Origin of the sequence: Actinoplanes teichomyceticus ATCC 31121 (genome assembly GCF_003711105.1) — a bacterium.
Classification (GTDB): Bacteria; Actinomycetota; Actinomycetes; order Mycobacteriales; family Micromonosporaceae; genus Actinoplanes; species Actinoplanes teichomyceticus.
This window is the reverse complement of record NZ_CP023865.1, coordinates 2,032,718-2,053,798: the sequence shown is the minus strand read 5'-3', so window position 1 is coordinate 2,053,798 and position 21,081 is coordinate 2,032,718. Positions and strand designations below refer to the sequence as shown.

Here is a 21,081-nt window from a genome sequence, read left to right as displayed (position 1 = left end):
CCCGGCCCCGGTGATGAGATCTACCCGCGATTCGATGCGGCCGCGCCGGTCTGCGGGCGGTGCTGCCACTGGTTCTCCAGGGTGCGGGCGTACGCCGAGCGCCCGGCCGGCAGCGTGAACGTCATCCGGGTGCCGGTGCCGTACGGGTTGGCGACCGCCTCGATGGTCCCGCCGTGCCGCTCCACGATCCGTTTGCAGACCGCCAGCTCCAGCCCGGGACCGCCGTGCCCCTCGGCCCGGTGGAAGTTGGTGAAGATGGCCTGGCGCATTCCGGGCGGGATGCCGCGCCCGTTGTCCAGGATGTCGATGCGCAACATGCCGTTCGGGGCCGGCTGCGCCGCGGCGCTGATCTGCGGCGGCACTCCCGGCGGGACGCTGCGGAGCGCGTGGTCGATCAGGTTCTCCAGCAGCTGCCGGGTCAGCACCGGGTCGGCCTCGACCGCATCCAGCTGGCCGAACGCGAACGCGGGTGGCGGGGCGCCGCTGCTCTCCGCCTGGTCGTACCGGCTGTTGGCGATGTCGGTGAGCATCAGCTGCAGGTTGATCGTGGTGGGCATCAGCTTGCCGTCGCGGGCGGCGGTGTAGGCGAGCAGCCCGTTCAGGAAGGTCCGCATCCGGGCCGCGGCGCGCTGGATCCGGGCGACCCGCTCGGCCGGCCGGTATCCGGCCAGCTCGGTCTCCAGCACCTCGGCCCAGCCCTCGATGGTGGTCAGCGGGTTGAGCAGGTCGTGCGCCACCACCCCGGCGAACGACATCAGCTCGTCACGGTGCCGGCGGTCGGCGGTGACGTCGTGGAAGACCACCACCACGTGTTGCGGACCGCCCGGGCTGGCCAGCCGGGCCACGTTGAACCGGACGATCCGGCCCTCGGGCACCGCCGCGTTGCGGACCAGCACGTCCATCGGTTCCACGTCGGCGCCGGCCAGCGCCCGGTGGTACGGCATGTCGGCGTCGGCCAGCGGGGTGCCGTCCGGGCGGAAGAAGCCGTAGTCGCTGCCCAGCGTGGTGCCCCCGGCGACCGTGCTGGTGCTGCCCAGCAGCCGTCCGGCGGCCGGGTTGCGCAGCACCAGGCGGCCGTGCTGGTCGAGGATGGCCAGCCCCTCGGTCATCGAGTTGACGATCGTGGTCATCAGGCCGGCCTTCTCGGTGGCCTCGTGCTCGGAGGCGCGCAGCCGCTCGATCAGCGCGGTCCGCTCGTCCCGGCTGAACGCCAGGGCCAGGCCGACCAGGGCCAGCACCCCGACGTACAGCTGGACGATCAGGGTCTGGGTGCCGCGGGTGCTGGCCTCGATCGACGCGTACGGCCCCTGCCCGTGCACGGTGAACACGGCGGCGGCGGTCCCGAAGGCCATGACGTGCCCGATCACCAGCACGGTGGGCAGGCGCAGCGCGACCCACACCGTGATCGCCAGCAGCACGAAGCCGATCGGCAGGCGCTCGTTGACCGAGAACACGTAGTAGTAGGCGGCCGCCGAGAGGGCGTACGCGATGACCGCCTCCGGCCAGGCGGGCCGGGCCCCCGGCAGGTCCCGCAGCCGCCGCGCGGCGGGGCCGAAGACCAGCACGCTGACCACGTCACGGACCAGCCAGATCGCGGTCCGGGCGAGTACGTCGTCGCCGGTGACCAGCTGCTCGCCGAGCCCGCCGACCAGCGCGGCGCCGAGCGCGGCGGCGGTCGCCACCAGCAACACCCGCAGCAGGTCGGCGAGGGTGGCCAGGGGCCGGCCACGGCGCTCCGGGTCACTGCCCGCCGCCCAGACGCCGGGCAGCACGCGGGGCGCGGCGAACGCGAAGATCAGCGCGCCGAGCACCGCGGCCGCGCCGTGCACGCAGGCGACCTCGGCGCGCATCCCGGTGGCCACGAGAGCGAGCGTGGTGAGCACGCCGAGCACGCCGGCGTCCACCCACCGCCAGCGCGAGTCGAAGCGGTCGACCAGCCAGACGGCGGCGACCGCGGTGGCCGGCCAGATCACCGGCATGGCTCCCGGCTCGCCCAGGACGGTGAGGTGGCCGGCGAGCAACGCGACGAGGTAGAGCGCCGCGAAACGCACGGTGCTGGGCAACATCCGAAGACTCATCTTTGTTCGCCTCGTGTCGAAGGTGGCCGCCTCCAACCCCCTGGTTCGGCAGCAACCGCGAAAGGCTGAACATCGAGGCACAAAGTCCTGCACCGGGCGCAGCGTGAAACCCCTCTCAAAAGAGGTATCTCAGAGTCCTTTTAGCCTACGGTGATCACGTGCGACTCAACCGCTCCACCGACATCGCGCTGCGGGTGCTGATGCTCAGTGCGGCACGCGCCGACCGGCTGACCGTCGACGAGCTGGCCGAGGCTCTCGCCGTACCCCGCAACCACCTCGCCAAGGTGGTGCAGACGCTGCAGCGGCGCGGCCTGCTGGAGACCGTCCGCGGCCGCGGCGGTGGCGTGCGGCTGGCCGACGCCGGCCGCACCGCGTCGGTCGGCGGCCTGGTCCGCGACCTGGAGGGGGAGACCGAGGTGGTCGACTGCGACGGCGACCCGGCCTGCCCGTTGACCGGCAACTGCCGGCTCCGGGGAGCGTTGCGCGCCGCGCAGGGAGCGTTCTACGCCGCACTGGACCCGATCACGATCGGTGATCTCGCCGCGCCGCCGGTGCGGGAGACGCTGCTGAGCATCGGCCGTCGTTGACCCTTGGAGGAAACCATGCTGTCCGCAACGAGCACCCCCGTGGTGGAGGCGACCCTTCCGGTCGTCGGCGCGCACCTGGAAGCCATCACCGGCGTCTTCTACCAGACGATGCTGGGGGAGAATCCCGAGCTGACCAACCTGTTCAACCGCGGGGCGCAGGCCACCGGCGAGCAGCGGCAGGCGCTGGCCGGCTCGGTCGCCGCGTTCGCCGCGCACCTGATCGGAGCCGGCCCGGACGCGGTGGTCTTCGAGCACATCGTCGAGCGGATCGCGCACCGGCACTGCGCGCTCGGCATCCGCCCGGAGCAGTACACCACGGTCGGGCGCTACCTGCTGCGCGCGGTCGGCACGGTGCTCGGCGACGCGGTGACACCGGAGATCGCGGCCGCCTGGGACGAGGTGTACTGGCTGTTCGCCGCGCGGCTGATCGGCCGGGAGGCGCGCCTGTACGCCGAGGCCGGCGTGGACGGCACCGATCCGTGGCGGGACTACCAGGTGGTCAACCGGATCGCCGAGGCGGAGGACACCGTGTCCCTGCTGCTGGCCCCGCTGGACGGCGAGCCGGCGCCGCCGTTCACCCCGGGCCAGTACGTCACGGTGGCGGTCGACCTGCCGGACGGCAGCCGGCAGCTGCGGCAGTACTCGCTCTCCCAGGCTCCGGCCGCCGGGTCGTTGCGGATCACGGTGCGCCGGGTCCGCGGCCGCGCCGGGGCACCGGACGGGCTGATCTCCGGCTTCCTGCACGACCGGGTCGAGGTGGGCGACAAGCTGCGGCTCAGCCAGCCGTACGGCGATCTCGTGCTGCGCCCCGGCGACAGCCCGCTGCTGCTGGTCAGCGCGGGTGTCGGGATCACCCCGATGGCGGCCATCCTGGACCACGTGGCGCGCACCGCACCGGGCCGGGAGGTGGTCGCGGTGCACGCCGATCGCAGCGCCGAGCGGCACCCGCTGCGCGCCGACATCGCCGTCAGTGGCGCCCGGCTGCGCTCCTTCACCAGCCAGGTGTGGTACGAGGACAGCAGCGGCCGGATCGACGTCGAGAAGATCCCGCTGCACCCGGACGCCGAGGTCTACCTGTGCGGCCCGGTGCCGTTCATGCAGCAGGTACGCGCCGGCCTGCACCGCCGCGGGATCCCGGACGAGCGGATCCGCTACGAGGTGTTCGGCTCCGAGCAGTGGCAGGCGCTGGCCGTGTCGTGACCGGCCGGGCTCTCCGGTCCCACCCGCGGACCGGGGAGCTCCGCGCACCGGAGAGCTCCGCGCACCGGAGAGCCCCGCGGACCCGGCCCGGACCACGCGGCGTTCCGGAACACCACGATCGAAGTCGATGCGATCGGCGGTTGCCTGTTCACGTGCACATGTCCTAGATCACCTTGTTGATCTATAGGATATCTGCGAATATCTGCGCCATGCCCGTGGTCCTGCATTGGTTCCTGCCCACGACCGGCGACAGCCGGTCCATCGTCGGCGTCGACGACCGTGGTGGCCGGAGCACCCACACCGACGGCGCCGCCCTGCGCGAGCCGGACATCGACTACCTGGTGGACGTCGCCCGCGCCGCCGAGCGCAACGGTTTCTCCGGGGTGCTCACCCCGACCGGCACCTGGTGCGAGGACGCGTGGCTGACCACCGCGGCGATCGCCCGGGAGACCAGCACGCTGCGTTTCCTGGTGGCGTTCCGGCCCGGCTCGCTCTCCCCCACCCTGGCCGCCCAGATGGCCGCCACCTTCCAGCGGCTCTCCCGGGGCCGGCTGATGCTCAACATCGTCACCGGCAGCGACGCCGCCGAGCAGCGCCGCTTCGGCGACTGGCTGGACAAGGACAGCCGGTACGCGCGCACCGACGAGTTCCTCACCGTGCTGCGCGGGGCGTGGCAGGGCCCGTTCGACTTCCAGGGCGAGCACTACCGCGTCGCCGGGGCGTTCGCGCCGCGGCGTTTCGACCCGCCGCCGGTCTACTTCGGCGGGTCCTCCGAGCCGGCGCTCACCGTCGCCGCCAGGCACGCCGACGTCTATCTGACCTGGGGCGAGCCACCGGCTGCGGTGGCCGAGAAGATCGCCGCGGTGCGCAAGCGGGCGGACGAGGCCGGGCGCCCGGTGCGCTTCGGCATCCGGCTGCACGTGATCACCCGGGACACCGCCGCGGCCGCCTGGGCGCAGGCCCACGCCATGCTGGACGCCCTCACCCCGGAGCAGATCGAGAAGGCCCAGAGCTCGCTGCGCGCGGCCGAGTCGGTCGGCCAGCAGCGGATGCTGGCCCTGCACGGCGGCACCCGCGACGGCCTGGAGATCTACCCCAACCTGTGGGCCGGGGTGGGTCTGGTCCGTCCCGGCGCCGGCACCGCTCTGGTCGGCAGCCATCAGGAGGTGGCCGACCGTATCGCCGAGTACCACGAGCTCGGCGTCGACGAGTTCATCCTCTCCGGGTACCCGCACCTGGAGGAGGTCTGGCACGCCGGTGAAGGCCTGATCCCCGAGCTGCGCCGGCGCGGCCTGCTCGACACTTCCGGAGGAGTTTCCGCATGACCAGTCCGTTCCTGCGCCGCCGCGACCTGCTCCGGCTCGCCGCCGGCGCCGGCGCCGCCTCGCTGCTGGCCGCCTGCGCCGGCCCGGGCGACTCCACCTCGGCCACCGGCGGCGGCTCGGGCGGCGGCCTCACCGGCCCCCGGGAGGGCGACCTGTCCTTCGCGCACTGGCGCGCCGAGGACAAGGACGTCTTCGACCGGATCATCAAGGACTTCCGGAGCAAGAATTCCGAGATCACCGTACGGCAGGACATCTCCCCGTCGAACGACTACCAGAGCACCGCCCTGCAGAAACTGCGCGGCGGCTCGGTCGGTGACGCGTTCACCGCGTTCCGCGGCGCGCAGTTCCTGGAGGTCGCCAAGGCCGGCGTGTGGACGGACCTGACCGGCCAGTCGGTCGTGCAGCGATACGAGCCCGCCCTGATCACCGCCGGCGCCCGGGACGGCAAGCAGCTCGGGTTGCCGTACCAGCTGGTGTTCAACATGCCGCTGGCCAACACCGACCTGCTCACCAAGGCCGGCGTCTCGGCCGCGCCGAAGGACTGGGACGGCTTCCTGGCACTGCTGGAGGCGTTGAAGGGCCGGGGCGTCACGCCGATCGCCTGGCCCGGCGGCGACGCGGCCAACGCCGGGCAGCTGCTCAACGTCATGGTGGTCAACAACGCGCCGACCGACGACGCGCTCGGGAAGATCGAGACCGGCGCGGCGAAGGTGACCGACGACTGGTTCCTCACCGTGCTCAAGCAGTATCAGCAGCTGCGGCCGTACTTCCAGCAGGGCGCCACCGGGACCGGCAGCGACGCCGCGCTGGCGCTGTTCGCCCAGGGTAGAGCGGGCCTGCTGGCCACCGGCTCGTTCCAGGTCTCCGGGGTCCGCAAGCTCGGCGCCACCTTCGGCATCGACCTGCTCGCGCCGATCACCACCACCGCCGACAGGGCGAGGTACGAGGGCGTCTTCAACGCGACGTTCATCCTGGGCGTCAACGCCAAGTCCGCCGAGCAGCCGGCCGCGCTGGCCTGGCTGGAGCACCTCTCCGACCCGGCGGTGGCCGGTGTCTACGCCAACGGCACCGCGCAGCACGTCACGGTCAAGGGCGTCGAGTACACCAACCCGGACCTGAAGGCGCTGGCGCCGTGGCTGACCCGCCGGACCGCGCTGGCCCCGCGCTTCCAGTTCGCCAACCTGGACGTGCGCGGCGCGGTGGAGAACGCCGCGGTCCAGGTGGTCGGGGGCAAGAGCCCGGAGGAGGCCGCCGAGGCGGCCCAGAAGGTCATCGACCAGAAGAGATGACCCGCCGCACCCCGCACACGCTGTACCTGTTCGCGGTGCCCGCGCTGGCCCTGTACGGCGGGTTCTTCCTGCTGCCCGCCGTGCAGGGCCTGCGCTACGCGACCACCGACTGGGACGGCTACAGCGCCACGTTCCGCGAGGTCGGCGCCGCGAACCTGACCGATGTGGTGAGCAACGACGACCTGTTCCGGCACGCGCTCACCAACAACCTGAAGTTCCTGCTCGTGGTGGTGCTCGGGCAGACCGCGCTGGCGCTGCTGCTGGCGGTCCTGCTGGCCGCCCGCAGCCGCGGGTCCACGCTGCTGCGCGCGCTGTTCTTCCTGCCCACCGTGCTGTCCTCGGTGTCGGTCGCGTTCATCTGGAAGTTCGTCTACGACCCGAACTTCGGGCTGGCCAACGCGCTGCTGGACGCGGTCGGACTGGACCGTTTCCGCTCGGCCTACCTCGGCGACGAGGCCACCGCCATCCTGTGGGTGGCGGTGGCCCAGATCTGGTTCCACGCCGGACAGATGATGGTGGTCTACATCGCCGGGCTGCACCAGATCCCGGAGGAGCTGTACGACGCGGCGAAGACCGACGGCGCCGGCCGCTGGCAGCAGTTCCGGCACGTCACCTGGCCGATGGTGGCGCCGGCGACCGCGCTCGTGGTGGCGTACACGACGATCCAGTCGTTCAAGGCCTTCGACCTGATCCTGGGGCTGGCCGGCAACCCGCCACGGTCCAGCCTGGACGTGCTCGCCACCCGGATCTACGCCACCTTCGCCAACTCGCAGCTCGGCTACGCGGCGGCCGAGTCGATCGTCTTCATGGCCGCCATCGCGCTGGTCACCTGGTTGCAGAACCGGGCCGCACGACTGGCACACGGATGAGGGGCCCCGCCGTGGCGCGACGCCTGGTGCTAGCCGTCTACGCACTGTTGATCATCGTGCCGCTCGTGGTGATCGTCGGCGGCAGCTTCAAGACCACCCAGGACCTGTTCGCCGCGCCGTTCGGCCTGCCCACCCGCCCGACGCTGGACAACTACGTCACCGTGCTGTCCCGGCAGAACCTGCTGCGGGTGCTCGGCAACAGTGTGCTCGTGGTCGCCGTCTCGGTGCCGGTCACCCTGCTGCTGGGCAGCCTGGTCGCGTTCGCGGTGGCCCGGCTGCCGCGCTGGCCGTCCCGGATCCTCTACGCCGTCTTCGCGGTCGGCCTGGCCGTGCCCGCCCAGGCCGTGATGATCCCGCAGTACGTGCAGTTCGACCGGCTCGGCCTGCGCGACAGCCTGCTCGGGCTGATGCTGGTCAACGTCGTGGTCACCCTGCCGGTCGCGGTGTTCATCCTGGCCGGCTTCCTGAAGACGCTGCCGGCCGAGCTCTATGAGGCGGCCGAGCTCGACGGCGCCGGGCCGTGGGCGGCGTACCGGCGGATCGCGGTGCCGGTGTCGTACCCCTCGCTCGCCGCCACCGCGATCTTCCTGGTCGTCATGCACTGGAACGACCTGCTCTACCCGCTGCTGTTCATCGACGACCCGGACAAGCGCACCCTGCCCCTGGCGCTGCTCGACTTCCAGGGCGAGTACCTCACCGAGTACCCGCTGCTGTTCACCGGCGTGGTCGTCGCCTCGCTGCCGATGATCGTGGCCTACGCCTTCCTGCAGCGGCACTTCGTCGCCGGCATCACCGCCGGCGCGGTCAAGGGTTAGGGCCGGACCCGCCGGCGGGGATCCCCGCGGGCGGGTCCTCGGCAGCTGGCACACCGGCGCGGGCCGCAGCCGGCGGTCCGCGTCACCGGTCCGGGCCGACCAGCCGGTGGTCCGCGCCACCGGCCCCGGCCGGACAGCCCGCCGTCCGCATCACCGGTCCGGGCCGACCAGCCGGTGGTCCGCGCCACCGGCCCCGGCCGGACAGCCCGCCGTCCGCATCACCGGTCCGGGCCGACCAGCCGGTGGTCCGCGCCGCCGGTCCTATCCGGGCAGCCGGCCACCCGCGCGCTCCGGTACCTCGCCGCCGTTGGCGATGACCAGGTCGGCGTGGTCGCGGACCCGCTCGGCGGCGTAGAACGCATCCTCCTGGCGCGCCCATCGGTCCCAGTGCGGTGCGTAGGTCGCCCCGTCCCGGGCCAGGGCCCGCCGCTTGCGCAGCCAGCCGGGGCTGTCCAACCAGATCAACCCGCTGCGATACGCCCGGAGCCGGCCCGCCCCGGCGCCCACCCCCTCGACCACCAGCCAGCCCGCGTCCGGCACCGGATGCTCCTCGGCGTACGCCCCCGCGGCCCAGTCCCACCGCCGCCACACTGCGCGACGGTTCTCGGCGAGCGGCCGCAGCACCCAGTCACGCAGGGCCAGCACGCCCGGCTCCAGCCCGTCCCAGCCGGCGTACAGGTCGTCCATGTGGATCAGCGGCGCGCCGAGCCGGTCGGCCACGCCGCGGGCCAGGGTGGTCTTGCCGGACCCGGAGCGCCCCTCGACGGCGAGCACCCGCCGCCCGCCGGCGGACGGCTCCCGGCCGCGGGCCCACTCGACCACCCGTGCCACGGCCTGCTCCGGCCAGCGCTCCCGTTCCCCCGCCACACCCCGATCCCAGCACAGCCCCCGGCACGCCCCTTCCCCGGCCGAGGTGAGCGACGGCAGGACCCGGCCGGAGTGAGCGACGGCAGGACCCGGCCGGAGTGAGCGACGGCAGGACCCGGCTCGCGGTCAGGGGCACTCCTGGCGGATCTCGGCGAGGACCTCCGGGGCCGGCCAGTCGTCGACCCGGAACCTGGGTGGGGCGAGCAGCGGCTCGGCCTGCAGCCCGACGCGCTCGGCGACCGTGTCCCACGGCGCGCGGAACCGCGGCCCGGTCTCCGGGTGCACGAACGCGATGGTGTCCGCCTTGGGGAGCAGCGTGCTCACGCCGGCCGTCCACACCGCCACGGTCTCCGGGACACCGCCCACCGGCTCGGTCGCGAGCAGCACGCCGACCTGCACGTCGACACCGGCCCGGGCGTACTGCTCGGCGAGCCAGTCGGTCTGCCCGTGGTACTCGGTGAGCGCGAGCAGCATCGCGGCGCGGCGGGCCGAGAGGTGGTGCGGGTGCCCGGCCGGCGGGGCGTACGCGATCGTGCGACCCTGCGGCCCGGCCACGTAACCGACCGGCGACAGGCTCCGTGGCGCCTCCTTGAAGTGCTGGCCGGCCAGCGCGTAGAACGGCTCGGCGGTGATCCGCGGCAGCGGGCACAGCAGCAGCGTGTTGTTGTCCGGCGCGAACGCCAGCACCGGCCCGCCGAGCCGCTCGCCGACCTCGGCCAGCCAGCCGGGCGCCAGCAGCAGCGAGGTGAAGTACGCGTCGCCGTCGTCGAGCATGCTGATCAGCGGCTGTCCGCCGGGCCAGGGCTGTTCCAGTGAGGCGCGGGCCATCTCGGCGAGGTTGTCCCGGGCGGTGGCGAACACCTCCTCGACGGTGACGCCCCACTCGTCGACCCGGTCCGGGACGACGTAGGCCATCGCGTCCGGCTGGTCCACCACGACCAGTTCCTTCAGGTACGGCAGCGCGGCCCGGGAGATCGGCGGGCGCATCCCGGGCGGGCCGGCCGACCCGAACGTCACCGGGCGCAGCACCGGGCGCAGCTTGGGACGTACGGTCTCCCAGGTGTCCTGCGGCGGCGGCGCCGCCATGATCCGCACGAGCTTGGCCAGGCGCTCCCGGCGCTCGGCCGTGGTCACACCGGCCGTCTCGCGGAAGATGTTGGCGAGATAGAGGTGGGCCGGCCCGGCCGACCCGGTGCGATAGATCGCGATGGCGAACTCGTCCGGCCGGTGCACCGCGCGTTCCACACCCGGTGTCCTGCGGGCGACACGCAGAGCCAGCGCCGCAAATCGGCGCCGCGGAGAGACGAACCGGTCGAGCAATCCCACGGCGGAACCCTAGCCGACCCGGAGCACCGGGGTCAGGCTCGTCCGCAGGATCCAGCCGGCGCCCGCTCGTGACCGATCACCGCTGGTCACGTCCCCGCCCCGGGTCACCGGTGGAGCACCGGCCCGGCGGCGTCCGTCCGTACCGCGGGTGCCGCTGCGCCCGGCGCGGCGGCCGTTCGTCTCCGGTGCAGAAGTGAACGTACGGCCTGGCCTCACTCGCCGCCGAGCTGGGCGACGCGGTGGTCCCGGTGCCCGCCGACATCACCAGCGCCGACGACATCGCCCGGATCCTGGCCGCGGCCGGCGACCGGATCGACGGCCTGGCCAACGTCGCCGGGTCGTCGACGACTTCACCCCGATCCACGAGACCTCCGACGCGGTGTGGGACCGGATCTTCGCGGTCGACGTCGACGGCCTCGTCAGACTCACCCGCGCGGTGCTGCCGGCCATGCTCAGCGCCCGGCGCGGCGCGAACCGTCAACGTCGCGTCCGAGGCGGCGCTGCGCGGCAACGCGGCAGGGGTGGCCTACACCGCCTCCAAGCACGTCGTGGTCGGCATCACCAGGAACACCGCTTTCATGTACGGCGGGGAGGGCCTCCGGGTGAACGCGGTCGCCCCGGGCGGGGTGGCGCCTCGCTGGATCCCCGGACCAGCGCCAGGTAAACCCCGCGCATGTCGTCGTCGGCGAGCAGCCGCTCGATGAAGCGCTCGCCGAACGCGGTCACCGGAGCGGCCAGCAGCGGCTCGTCGTCGATGGTGAGCTGCATGGTGCCCAGGAACAGCAGCTCCTTGGTGCCGAGATGGCGGATCACCGGAGCCGGGTTGATCTCGGCGAGGGCCGCGATGTCCCGCACCGAGGTGCGCGAATAGCCACGCTCGCGGAACAGCCGGGTCGCCGCAACACGAATCTCCTCCCGGGTCGCTGCCCCCGTAGGCCTCACCATGCCCCGATGCTATGCCGTCGCCACAGGGGGCAGGATTACGCCAGGGCCCGGTTATACCCAGCCAGATTTCCCATTTTCGGAAATATCCCGCTGATTCCTTCGATCGGAGGAAACGCTCGGCCCGGTCGTGTTCAGCTTTTCCCCGGAAAACGGCTACTGCCAGGAAAGGGATGAGATGAGCAAGACGACACGGAGCCTGACCCTTGCCGGAGCGGGACTCCTCGCCGGCGCCGCGTTCGCCGGACCCGCGCAGGCAGCGCCCGCGGACGTGCCGGACACCAGCGGCGCGATGAGGGGCCAGGCGCAGAGCCACCGTAACGGCGACATCGCCGGCTACTACGACTCCAGGATCGCGTGTGAAGAGATCAGTCGGATCGGCGCCGCCGTCGGCGCCTGGCAGGAGACCGACTGCAGACAGGGGTTCCAGGGAGTCCGCCGGATATTCGTGCTGGTCGTCGATTTCGACGAGAGCGGCGAACCGGCCTGGCCGGAGATGCCGAGCGTCAGCGGTCCGGACGACGGCACCGCCCCGAGCGGCGGCCCGGGGACACCCGTCGCCCCGGCGACCGGCGCCCCGGACACCTCGGGCACACCGGTCGACACCGGCACACCGTCACCCGCGACCGGCCCGGCGCCGGCCCAGCCCGTGACGACAAGCCCGCAGGGCCCCACCGGCGGCCCGGCGCCGGCCACGAACGCCCCGGCCCCGGCCGACACGACCGGCCCGGCGCCGACGGACACCACGGGAACGGCTCCGACCGACACCACCGGAACAGCTCCGACCGACACCACCGGAACCACCCCAACCGACACCACCGGAACAGCTCCGACCGACACCACCGGAACCACCCCAACCGACACCACCGGAACCACCCCAACCGACACCACCGGAACCACCCCAACCGACACCACCGGAACAGCTCCAACCGACACCACCGGAACCACCCCAACCGACACCACCGGAACAGCTCCAACCGACACCACCGGAACCACCCCAACCGACACCACCGGAACAGCTCCGACCGACACCACCGGGCCGGCCCCGGCCGACATGACCGGACCGACCCTGACGCTGGAACCGGGCACTGAGCAGCCGGTCACCGCTGCCGGCAACACCACCGGCGGCAACGACGACACCGCGACCGGCACCGCCGCCAACGCCAACGCCAACGCGGCCGGCAACACCGCGGCGGACAACGCCATCACCGGTAACGCGACGAGTCTGGTCGGCGACCCCAGCACCACCGGTCCGGCCAGCGCCAGCGCCACCGCACTGGACAACAGCGCCTCCGCGGGCGACACCGGGAACGCCCCGGTGAACGCCGCCAGCACGAACGCCGCCACCAACGCGACGAACACCGGCAACACCGCGGGTGGCTCGGACGACGCCACCAGCGCCGCAGCCGGCCGGATGAGCGGCGACAACACCGCAACGGGCACCGCCGCCAGCCAGCCGAACAACACCACCGCGAGCGGCACCGACAACACCAGCACCGCCGCCAGCCAGCCGAGCAACACCACCGCGAGCGGGACGGCCGACGCCACCGCGAGCAGCGCCGCCACGGCGGCCGACAGCATGGCCGCCAACAGCGGTAACACCACCACCAACGCCTCCGGACCGAGCAACCCGTCCCGGCGCTGAACCTGTTTCCACGGCCGCTTCCGCCGAACGGCGGGAGCGGCCGCCACCGGTATGTCCAGTGAACAGCCGAGGAGGCTGAGAATGCGAACAGCGATGAGGCTGGCCGTCGCCGGAGCCGGGACGGTCGCCGCGCTCGCGGTGCCGCCCGGTCCCGCATCGGCGGCCCCGCCGGCCGTGCCGGATCCGGACGTCATGGCGGCCTGCCAGACCTTCAACCGGATCGGCGAGGAGACCGGTCTGTGGGACCGCCAGGACTGCTCGCTCTGGCGGGCGAACCAGCAGCAATCCGTGCTGATCGTCAATGGCTCGATCCAGGTGGTCCGCAACGCCGGCGTTCCGCGCGTGCCCGTGGTCGACGTCAACGTGGAGGTGCCGGCGGTCCTGCCGCCGGTGGTGAACATCAACGGCCCGGCGGGCCAGACGACGACACTGCTCACGCCCACGCCGCCGCAGGCCGCCCGGCACTGAACAGCGGGCCGGAAAGGCCGCACCCCGTGCGGAGCCGCGCCCCGTGCGGAGCCGCGACCCGCGCGGAGCCGCGACCCGTGCGGAGCCGCGCCCCGTGCGGAGCCGCGACCCGCGCGGAGCCGCGACCCGTGCGGAGCCGCGACCCGTCACCGGACCGCCGCGCCGAACCGTCCCGTGCGAAGCGGCGACCGGTCAGCGAGCCGCCGGGAACGAAAGGTGGGCCGGCGAGGGCTTCGCATTCGGAACGGGCCGGCGAAGCCCTCCGGGCCCCGGAGGGTGAACCGTCACCGGCGGCGGCGGCCCGGCGCGAGCCGCGCCGGGCCGCCGCGGCCGCAAGACCCCGGAGCCCCGGTCCCGGCGCGGTCAGCCGCCGGCCATCGCCCCGACCACCATGAACGGCTCCTCGCCGCGGGCCACCCGCTCCGGAAGCGGGGCGTCCGGCGGCTCGTTGGACAGGTCCTCCTCGCAGGCGAAGAACCGCACCAGTGGCCGCCGCTGCCCGGTCGTCCGGTCCCGGATCGTGCCGACCAGCATCGGGTAGTCGCGCTCCACCGCGTCGAGCACCCCGCGCTGGGTGACCGGCCCGGCCACCTCCACCCGCACCTCCTTGCCGGAGTGGGCCAGCGTGCGCAGGTGCACCGGCAGGATCACCCGGATCATGGCAGCACCTGTGCCTCGACGGACAGCACCGGCGGCAGGTCACGCACGATCGCGGTCCACGTGTCGCCGCTGTCGGCGGACGCGTACACCTGTCCCCCGCTGGTGCCGAAGTAGACGCCGCACTCGTCGAGGGTGTCCACCGCCATCGCGTCCCGCAGGACGTTGACGTAGCAGTGCGACTGGGGCAGCCCCGCGGTCAGCGGCTCCCACTCCTCGCCACCGGTGCGGCTGCGGTAGACGCGCAGCTTGCCGTCCATCACGTAGTGCAGCGAGTCGCTGGTGATCGGGACGACGTAGACGGTCTCCGGCTCGTGCGCGTGCACCGCGATCGGGAAGCCGAAGTCGGTGGGCAGGTTGCCGCTGACCTCCCGCCACCGGCCGCCCGCGTCGTCGGTACGCATCACGTCCCAGTGCTTCTGCATGAACAGCGTGTCCGGCCGGGACGGGTGCATGGCGAGCCGGTGCACGCAGTGCCCGACCTCGGCGTCCTCGTCCGGGATGCCGCCGGAGCGCAGCCCCGCGTTGATCGGCTGCCAGGTGACGCCGCCGTCGTCGGTGCGGAACGCGCCGGCCGCCGAGATCGCCACGAACATCCGCTCCGGGTCGGACGGGTGCAGCAGGATGGTGTGCAGGCACATCCCGCCCGCCCCGGGCTGCCACTGCGGGCCGCTCCGGTGCTGGCGCAGCCCGGTCAGCTCCTCCCATTTCTGGCCGCCGTCGGTGGATTTGTAGAGGGCGGCGTCCTCCGCGCCGGCCCACACGGTGTCCGGGTCGGTCCGGGACGGCTCCAGGTGCCAGATCCGCTTGAACTCCCAGGGGCGCGGGGTCCCGTCGTACCACAGGTGCTCGCCGACGTCACCCTGGTAGGTGAAGTCGTTGCCCACCGGCTCCCAGTGCCGCCCGCCGTCGTCGGAGCGCTGGATCACCTGGCCGAACCAGCCCGAGGACTGCGAGGCGTAGAGCCGGTCGGGCTCGGCCGGGGAGCCGTTGACGTGGTAGATCTCCCAGCCCGGGAAGTGCGGGCCGTCGACCTGCCAGTCCTGTCGGGTGCCGTCGGACGTCAGGATGAAGGCACCCTTGCGAGTGCCGACCAGTAAGCGAACGCCGCTCATCTGCCCACTCCTCTGCGTAGCCGTGTCAGCGCATCCTGCTGCATCGCAGCACGGTAACGCGGGGGTACGACAGAGAAGTCGCCCGATCAAGCCGGCGGGAGGGTCAGCGCTCCAGGCCGCGGGCCATCTCGGCCTGCTCGGCCAGCACCTCGTTCATCCGCACCTGGACCGCGTCCATCTTGCCGATGGTCTCGCTGGTGGTGTGGATGCCGGCCGCCACGGTCTCGGCGCTGGCCTGGATCCCGGCGATCTGCTGGGCCACCCGCTGGGTCGCCTCGGCGGTCTCCCGGGCCAGTTCCTTCACCTCGCCGGCGACGACCGCGAAGCCCTTGCCGGACTCGCCGGCCCGGGCCGCCTCGATGGTGGCGTTCAGCGCGAGCAGGTTGGTCTGCTCCGCGATCGATTCGATGATCTTGATGACGTCGCCGATCGCGGTGGACGCCTGGCCCAGCGCGGCCACCTCGGTGGTCATCGCCGAGGCCCGGCTGACCGCCTGCTCGGCGACGGCGGTCGCGTCGCCGCTGGCGCTGCGCAGCCGCTCGACCGTGTCCAGCAGGGCCCGCGCGTTGGCGGCCGCCCGCTCGCTGCTGCGCAGCACGTCGAGCCGCTGGTTGACCAGCTGCTGCACGTTGCGCAGGGCGGCCGCCCGGGAGTCGGACAGCTCGATGTACTCGGTGGTGAAGAAGTCCATGGTGCCGACGATCTGGTCCCCGCTGGTGATCGGGAAGCAGACGCCGGAGCGGACCCCGGCGCGGCCGGCGGCGGGCGCCCGCACGCAGTCGGTGATCTCCGCCAGGTCACGGACGAAGACCAGGTCCTTGGCCCGCCAGGCGCGGCCGGAGAGCCCGACGCCCTCGGCGAACGTCGCGGCGAGCGTGACCCGGCGGAACTCCTCGCCGGCCGAGCCGGACTCGACCGCGAACCTGAGCACCCGCTCGGCCGGGTCGATCTCCCAGTACGACCCGTACGCCCATCCGAACGCCTGGCGCACCGAGTCCAGCGCGGCCCGCAGCGCCGCCTGGCTGTCCTGGGCGGTGCCCAGGTTGGTGACGACCGTGGTGACCGCCATCCGGTCGTCGGCGACCTGGCGCAGCTCGGCGGCGGCGACCGCGGCGCTGCGCGCCCGCTCGGCGATCCGGGCGATCGTCGCGAACTTCTCCCGGCGCGAGTCGTCCAGGTAGAGCGGCGTCGGCGAGTAGTACTCCAGCACCCCGACCACCTCGGCGCCCTTGGTGACCGGCACGACCATGCCGGCGACCATCCCGGCGTTCATGGCGGCCTGGCAGCGACGGCAGTCACCGCACTCGCCGGGCGCATCGGCGTGGGTCAGCTGCCGGTTGCGGTACGCCTTGCCGATCAGCCCGGTTTCCAGCGGCAACGTCCGGCCCGGGGTGACCGCCTGAATCTGCGGGCTGAGCCGGCCGGTCTCGTGCACCAGCCGCAGCTGCCGGCCGTCCGGCACCCACACCGCCCCGTAGCCGAAACCGTACGACTCGACGGTGCTGGCCACCGTGATCCGCCAGGCGGTGGCCTCGTCGATCGCCGATTCGAGGGCCAGCACCAGCTCCTCCAGCGCCTCGACGTCGCGCGGGATCGGCCGGATGGCCTCGGGGGTCGTCTGCCGGGAACCGAACAACCGCACGCTGTGTCTCCTTCAACGGACGACGGATGCCGAGTCACCGGCCGTACCGCAACAATCGGCGCACCGCCCGGAAGATGTAGGGAAAGGTCCGGCCGACGCGCCGGGGCTTCCCGGCGCGTCGGGACCGCGACACGATACGGCAGCGGACGGTTTCGTGCCGATCGGGTTTCCTGGGAGTGGCGTTCAGCTTCGGCGGGTACCTTGACTGACTCAGCGCCGGTCTGCGGCGCCGAGTGACACGTCGTCTAAGGAGTTGATGTCCGCCGTGGGCGGATACGGGTGGCAAGTAGTCCTGGTCGTGGTTCTGGTGCTGCTCAACGCGGTGTTCTCCGGCAGCGAGATGGCCCTGATCTCACTCCGGGAGAGCCAGCTGCAGCGTCTGGAGCGGCAGAGCCGCGCCGGGCGCACGCTGGCCCGGCTGGCACGGGACCCGAACCGGTTCCTCGCCACCATTCAGATCGGCATCACCATGGCCGGGTTCCTGGCGTCGGCGGCCGCGGCCGTCTCGCTGGCCCAGCCGCTGATCGAGCCGCTCGGCTTCCTCGGCACCGCCGCCGAGCCCGCGGCGATCGTCCTGGTCACCGTCGTGCTGACCTTCTTCACCCTGGTCGTCGGCGAGCTGGCCCCCAAGCGCATCGCGATGCAGCGGGCCGAGGGCTGGGCGCTGCTGGTGGCCCGGCCGCTGGATGTGCTCTCCACGCTCTCCCGGCCGGTGGTGTGGCTGCTCGGCAAGGCCACCGATCTGGTGGTGCGGATGAGCGGCGGCGACCCGGAGGCGGGCCGCGAGGAGGTCAGCACCGAGGAGATCCGCGACATGGTCGCCCAGCAGCAGGAGTTCACCCCGGAGCAGCGGACGATCATCAGTGGCGCGTTCGACATCGCCGACCGCATCCTGCGGGAGATCCTGGTGCCCCGCCGGGACGTGCTGGTCCTGCCCGCCGACCTGCCCGCGCCCGAGGGGCTGCGGCTGCTCGTCGAGGGCGGGCACTCCCGGGCGCCGGTGACCGGCCCGATGGGCCTCGACGACGTGCTCGGCGTGGTGCACCTGCGCGACCTGGTCGGCGCGGAGGGCCCGGTCCGCGGCCACATGTTCGCCCCGACCTTCCTGCCCGAGACGCTGAAGATCGCCGACGCGATGCGTCAGCTGCGCACCCAGCGCCAGCAGTTCGCGCTCGTCGTGGACGAGCGCGGGGCGATCGACGGGATCGTCACGATGGAGGACCTGGTCGAGGAGGTGGTCGGCGAGATCTACGACGAGACCGACCGTGACGTGCAGTCGGTGATCCGCGAGGACGACGGCGCGATGCTGCTGCCGGGCACCTTCCCGATCCACGACCTGCCGGACATCGGTGTCGAGCTCGACGAGGAGGACGAGGGCGACTACACCACGGTCGCCGGTCTGGTCCTGGCCCGGCTCGGGCACATCCCGACGGCGCCGGGCGAGACGGTGGCGATCGACGGCCACACCGCCGAGGTGGTGGAGGTCACCGGGCGGGCGATCACCCAGCTGCGGTTGCGGCCGGTGCAGAGCGACGAGCCCGCCACGGTGGCGACCTGATCCGTCCGAAGAATCGGGCGTAACGACCCGCCGGGCGGCCCTGCGGCCGTGCCCGCGCCGCGGCACGCCGACCGGCCGGCGTCGCGTAGGCCGGAATTCGCGCTGCTCGACGCGGCGACCGTGCCGCTGAGCCGGCCGGGCACGGCCGCCATCAGCCGGGGGTGGAGCGGCAGATGCCGTCGAGCATCAGGTCGACGCAGCGGTCGGCGGCGGCCCGGGCGGCGGCCGCGTCGGCGCCGGCTCCGGCGACGCCCTGCACCATGGTGAACAGCAGGGCCAGGTCCTCCGGGACCAGATCGGCGCGGACGTGGCCGTGCTCGCGGGCGCGGCGCAGCGGACCGGCGAGGGCGGCCAGGGCACGCCGGCGGTAGCGATGGCGGGCGGCCCGGTCGAGGCGCCGGATCAGCGCCATCAGCCCGGGCATGGCGATCTGCGTGTGCAGGACCGCGCGCAGCAGGTCGCGGAAGTGCTCGGGGTGCGCGCCGGGGCCGGCGGCCAGCTGCTCCAGGCGGTCCAGCTGGTGCTCGATCACCGCCGCGGTGAGCGCGTGCCGGTCCGGGAAGTGCCGGTAGAGCGTGGCCTGGCCGACGCCGGCCCGGCGGGCGATCTCCGGCATCAGGGCGACCGGGTCCCTCTCGGTCAGCACCTGGCTCGCGGCCAGGACGATGGCCGCACGGTTGCGCTGGGCGTCCCGGCGACGCGCAGGCGGGGCTCCGTAGAGCAACTGTCACCCCCTTACCGACGAGTCACGTTACCCACCGGTAACGAGAATGTCATCACCTTCACTTTCTCGGTACGCCCGAGCACCCGGCCGGGGCGCTCACCCCCGGGGCCCGTGATCAGTGCGCCACGGCCGGAGCATCGACATCAGCGGTCACCGGAAATGGTCATCGGCACCCGGGCGGCCATTTCCCCGGAGACGTCGTTCACGGACACCGGCGGAACGTGTCGCAATCACCGGCGTCATTGCGTATTCAGCACTCGCGTCATCGGCGGCGATGCCCGACCGCAGCCGCGAAAGGCGTCCGGGGAAACCGGGCGGAGCGGCGCGGGCACGATCGACAGGGCCATTCCGGCATGTGCCGCGGCCCACGGGTTCCGGCCTGCCGGATGGCCGGCGCGGTCCGGGCCCCGCGGCGGGCAGATCCCCGGGCGCCGACCGGCGGGTCCGTCCGCCGAGGACGTCCGGCGGCGGCAGTGTCCACGAGGGAGGGAGCCCACGGCAATACTCCGATCGGGGGCCGCGGCAGCGCCGGAAACCTGACAGGCGCCGGGTGCATACCTGCAGTAGCGTCATGGTTACTGTTGGCCTACACCAGGGGTGCGGCTTTGGTCACGGTGCAAGCGGTCATCGCCGGGCGCTACCGGATCATCCGGCCCCTCGGCTCCGGAGGCATGAGCCACGTCTGGCTCGCCCACGACGAGGTCCGGCACATCGACGTCGCGATCAAACAGTGCACCGTCCCACCCGGACTGCGCCCCGACCAGCAGGCCGTGGTGCGCACCTGGGCGGTCAGCGAGGCGCAGGCGGCGGCCCGCGTCCGGCACCCGCACGTGATCCGCACCCTGGACGTCCTGCCCGACCCGAACGGCCCCTGGCTGATCATGGAATACGTTCCGGGCCGGTCGTTGCAGCAGCTCATCCAGGAGCGAGGGCCGCTGCCACCGGCCCGGGTCGCACGGATCGGCCTGGCCGTGCTGGACGCGCTGACCGCCGTCGGCCGGGCCGGGCTGCTGCATCTCGACGTCAAGCCCGGCAACGTGCTGATCGCTGACGACGGCCGGGTCGTACTGATCGATTTCGGTCCTGCGGTGACCGAGGCCGGGGTCGCCGCGCTGACCGGGGCGCGGGTCGTGCTCGGCTCCCCGAAATACATCGCCCCGGAACGCCTCTTCGACCGGGTGTCCACGGCCAGTTCCGACATGTGGTCGCTCGGCGCGACGCTGTACCACGCGGTCGAGGGGCGGCCGCCGTACGCCCGCAGCAGCACCGCCGCCACCCTGCGTGCCCTGGCCGACGGCCCGCCCGACCCGTCCCGCCGGGCCGGCCCGCTCACCCCGGTCCTGGCCGGCCTGCTGCGTTACGACCCGGGCGCCCGCCTGGACCCGGCCGGCACCGCCGAGCTGCTGCGCCGTGCCGTCGAGCCGCCGCCCCGGTCCCGGATCCGCCGGCGGGTGCCCGCTCTCGCCGCCGCCCTCACCCTGGTCGCCACCCTGGTGATCGGCGGCAGCGCGCAGGGCGACGAGCGCCCGCCGTCGGCCGGCACCCCGGCCGGCTACACGACGTGGAGCGACCCGGCCGGCTTCCAGCTGGCGGTCCCGGCCGGCTGGTCGCCCGGCCGGATCGCCGGCACGGTCACCTTCACCGACCCGCCCGGCCGGGTCACGCTGCGGATCAGGCGATGGCCGCACCCACCCGCCGACATGGTCGCGGCGCTGGTCGCCGAGGAACGCTCGACGCGGCTGCCCGGCTACCGGCGGCTGCGGATCACGTCGCTTCCCGAGCCACCGGACGCGCTGTGGGAGTACACGTTCACCGACCCCGAGGACGGGCCCATGCGCGGGCTGCGGCGGGTGGTGTCCGGCACCCGCGGCACGTACGTCGTCGAGTGGCGCGCCCCCCGCCCGGACTGGGGTGCCCAGCTGCCGAAACTCGCCGTTGTCCTGCAGACTTTCGCCTAGGGCAGAATGTGCGCTC

Annotated in this window: 18 protein-coding genes and 1 pseudogene; 11 read left to right on the top strand and 8 right to left on the bottom strand. The window is 73.0% G+C overall.

Annotation, left to right across the window (positions count from 1 at the left end):
- Positions 1 to 20 precede the first annotated feature (20 nt).
- Positions 21 to 2,066, bottom strand: a complete 2,046-nt coding sequence (locus ACTEI_RS09360) for an ATP-binding protein (RefSeq protein WP_239082264.1) — start codon at positions 2,064 to 2,066, stop codon at positions 21 to 23.
- Positions 2,067 to 2,236: 170 nt separating this feature from the next.
- Here ACTEI_RS09360 and ACTEI_RS09355 point away from each other — a divergent pair, with 170 nt between their 5' ends.
- The 6 genes from ACTEI_RS09355 (at position 2,237) to ACTEI_RS09330 (ending at position 8,163) form a co-directional block, all read left to right on the top strand.
- Positions 2,237 to 2,665, top strand: a complete 429-nt coding sequence (locus ACTEI_RS09355) for an RrF2 family transcriptional regulator (RefSeq protein WP_122977287.1) — start codon at positions 2,237 to 2,239, stop codon at positions 2,663 to 2,665.
- A gap of 15 nt (positions 2,666 to 2,680) precedes the next feature.
- A complete protein-coding gene (locus tag ACTEI_RS09350; protein ID WP_122977286.1) occupies positions 2,681 to 3,865 on the top strand; it encodes a globin domain-containing protein in 1,185 nt (394 codons plus the stop codon).
- Positions 3,866 to 4,074: 209 nt separating this feature from the next.
- Positions 4,075 to 5,190, top strand: a complete 1,116-nt coding sequence (locus tag ACTEI_RS09345) for an LLM class flavin-dependent oxidoreductase (protein WP_122977285.1) — start codon at positions 4,075 to 4,077, stop codon at positions 5,188 to 5,190.
- A complete protein-coding gene (locus tag ACTEI_RS09340; RefSeq protein WP_164465885.1) occupies positions 5,187 to 6,479 on the top strand; it encodes an ABC transporter substrate-binding protein in 1,293 nt (430 codons plus the stop codon). The genes ACTEI_RS09345 and ACTEI_RS09340 overlap by 4 nt, the downstream gene beginning before the upstream one ends.
- A complete protein-coding gene (locus ACTEI_RS09335; RefSeq protein WP_122977284.1) occupies positions 6,476 to 7,348 on the top strand; it encodes a carbohydrate ABC transporter permease in 873 nt (290 codons plus the stop codon). Before ACTEI_RS09340 ends, ACTEI_RS09335 begins: the two co-directional genes overlap by 4 nt.
- An 11-nt stretch (positions 7,349 to 7,359) precedes the next feature.
- On the top strand, positions 7,360 to 8,163 hold the full coding sequence (locus tag ACTEI_RS09330) for a carbohydrate ABC transporter permease (protein WP_239082263.1): 804 nt from the start codon (positions 7,360 to 7,362) through the stop codon (positions 8,161 to 8,163).
- 261 nt (positions 8,164 to 8,424) lie between these two features.
- Here the strand turns inward: ACTEI_RS09330 and ACTEI_RS09325 are convergent, their stop codons facing one another.
- Positions 8,425 to 9,030, bottom strand: a complete 606-nt coding sequence (locus tag ACTEI_RS09325; RefSeq protein WP_203723578.1) for a nucleoside/nucleotide kinase family protein — start codon at positions 9,028 to 9,030, stop codon at positions 8,425 to 8,427.
- Between the two features lie 126 nt (positions 9,031 to 9,156).
- Positions 9,157 to 10,275, bottom strand: a complete 1,119-nt coding sequence (locus tag ACTEI_RS09320) for a DUF1444 domain-containing protein (RefSeq protein WP_244940673.1) — start codon at positions 10,273 to 10,275, stop codon at positions 9,157 to 9,159.
- A gap of 320 nt (positions 10,276 to 10,595) precedes the next feature.
- Between ACTEI_RS09320 and ACTEI_RS39305 the strand changes: the two are divergent.
- Positions 10,596 to 10,928 (top strand): annotated as a pseudogene (locus ACTEI_RS39305) (SDR family NAD(P)-dependent oxidoreductase); the annotation flags it as partial.
- A 4-nt stretch (positions 10,929 to 10,932) separates the two neighbouring features.
- On the opposite strand, the gene ACTEI_RS09310 reads toward ACTEI_RS39305, so the two are convergent.
- Positions 10,933 to 11,301, bottom strand: coding sequence for a TetR/AcrR family transcriptional regulator (locus tag ACTEI_RS09310; RefSeq protein WP_203723577.1), 369 nt, complete (start codon positions 11,299 to 11,301; stop codon positions 10,933 to 10,935).
- Positions 11,302 to 11,476: 175 nt separating this feature from the next.
- Between ACTEI_RS09310 and ACTEI_RS09305 the strand changes: the two genes are divergently transcribed.
- Both ACTEI_RS09305 and ACTEI_RS09300 read left to right on the top strand, forming a co-directional pair.
- Positions 11,477 to 12,943: a hypothetical protein gene (locus ACTEI_RS09305; protein ID WP_122977280.1), complete on the top strand. Its 1,467-nt coding sequence runs from the start codon at positions 11,477 to 11,479 to the stop codon at positions 12,941 to 12,943.
- Positions 12,944 to 13,024: 81 nt separating this feature from the next.
- Positions 13,025 to 13,411, top strand: a complete 387-nt coding sequence (locus tag ACTEI_RS09300) for a hypothetical protein (protein ID WP_145830833.1) — start codon at positions 13,025 to 13,027, stop codon at positions 13,409 to 13,411.
- Positions 13,412 to 13,774: 363 nt separating this feature from the next.
- Here the strand turns inward: ACTEI_RS09300 and ACTEI_RS09295 are convergent, their stop codons facing one another.
- The 3 genes from ACTEI_RS09295 to ACTEI_RS09285 form a co-directional block, all read right to left on the bottom strand.
- Positions 13,775 to 14,071, bottom strand: coding sequence for a MoaD/ThiS family protein (locus ACTEI_RS09295; RefSeq protein WP_122977278.1), 297 nt, complete (start codon positions 14,069 to 14,071; stop codon positions 13,775 to 13,777).
- Positions 14,068 to 15,183 (bottom strand): WD40/YVTN/BNR-like repeat-containing protein, encoded by a 1,116-nt coding sequence (locus ACTEI_RS09290; protein ID WP_122977277.1) that lies wholly within the window; start codon positions 15,181 to 15,183, stop codon positions 14,068 to 14,070. The genes ACTEI_RS09295 and ACTEI_RS09290 overlap by 4 nt, the downstream gene beginning before the upstream one ends.
- Positions 15,184 to 15,286: 103 nt before the next feature.
- Entirely contained in the window at positions 15,287 to 16,825 is a 1,539-nt protein-coding gene (locus ACTEI_RS09285) for a GAF domain-containing protein (protein ID WP_122977276.1), read from the bottom strand.
- 256 nt (positions 16,826 to 17,081) lie between these two features.
- Between ACTEI_RS09285 and ACTEI_RS09280 the strand changes: the two genes are divergently transcribed.
- Positions 17,082 to 18,383 carry a hemolysin family protein gene (locus ACTEI_RS09280; RefSeq protein ID WP_122977275.1) on the top strand — a complete coding sequence of 434 codons (1,302 nt, stop codon included), beginning with the start codon at positions 17,082 to 17,084 and terminating at the stop codon, positions 18,381 to 18,383.
- Positions 18,384 to 18,534: 151 nt separating this feature from the next.
- On the opposite strand, the gene ACTEI_RS09275 is transcribed toward ACTEI_RS09280, so the two are convergent.
- Positions 18,535 to 19,107 carry a TetR/AcrR family transcriptional regulator gene (locus ACTEI_RS09275; RefSeq protein WP_122977274.1) on the bottom strand — a complete coding sequence of 191 codons (573 nt, stop codon included), beginning with the start codon at positions 19,105 to 19,107 and terminating at the stop codon, positions 18,535 to 18,537.
- A 614-nt stretch (positions 19,108 to 19,721) separates the two neighbouring features.
- Between ACTEI_RS09275 and ACTEI_RS09270 the strand changes: the two genes are divergently transcribed.
- Entirely contained in the window at positions 19,722 to 21,065 is a 1,344-nt protein-coding gene (locus tag ACTEI_RS09270; RefSeq protein ID WP_239082262.1) for a serine/threonine-protein kinase, read from the top strand.
- Positions 21,066 to 21,081: the final 16 nt, after the last annotated feature.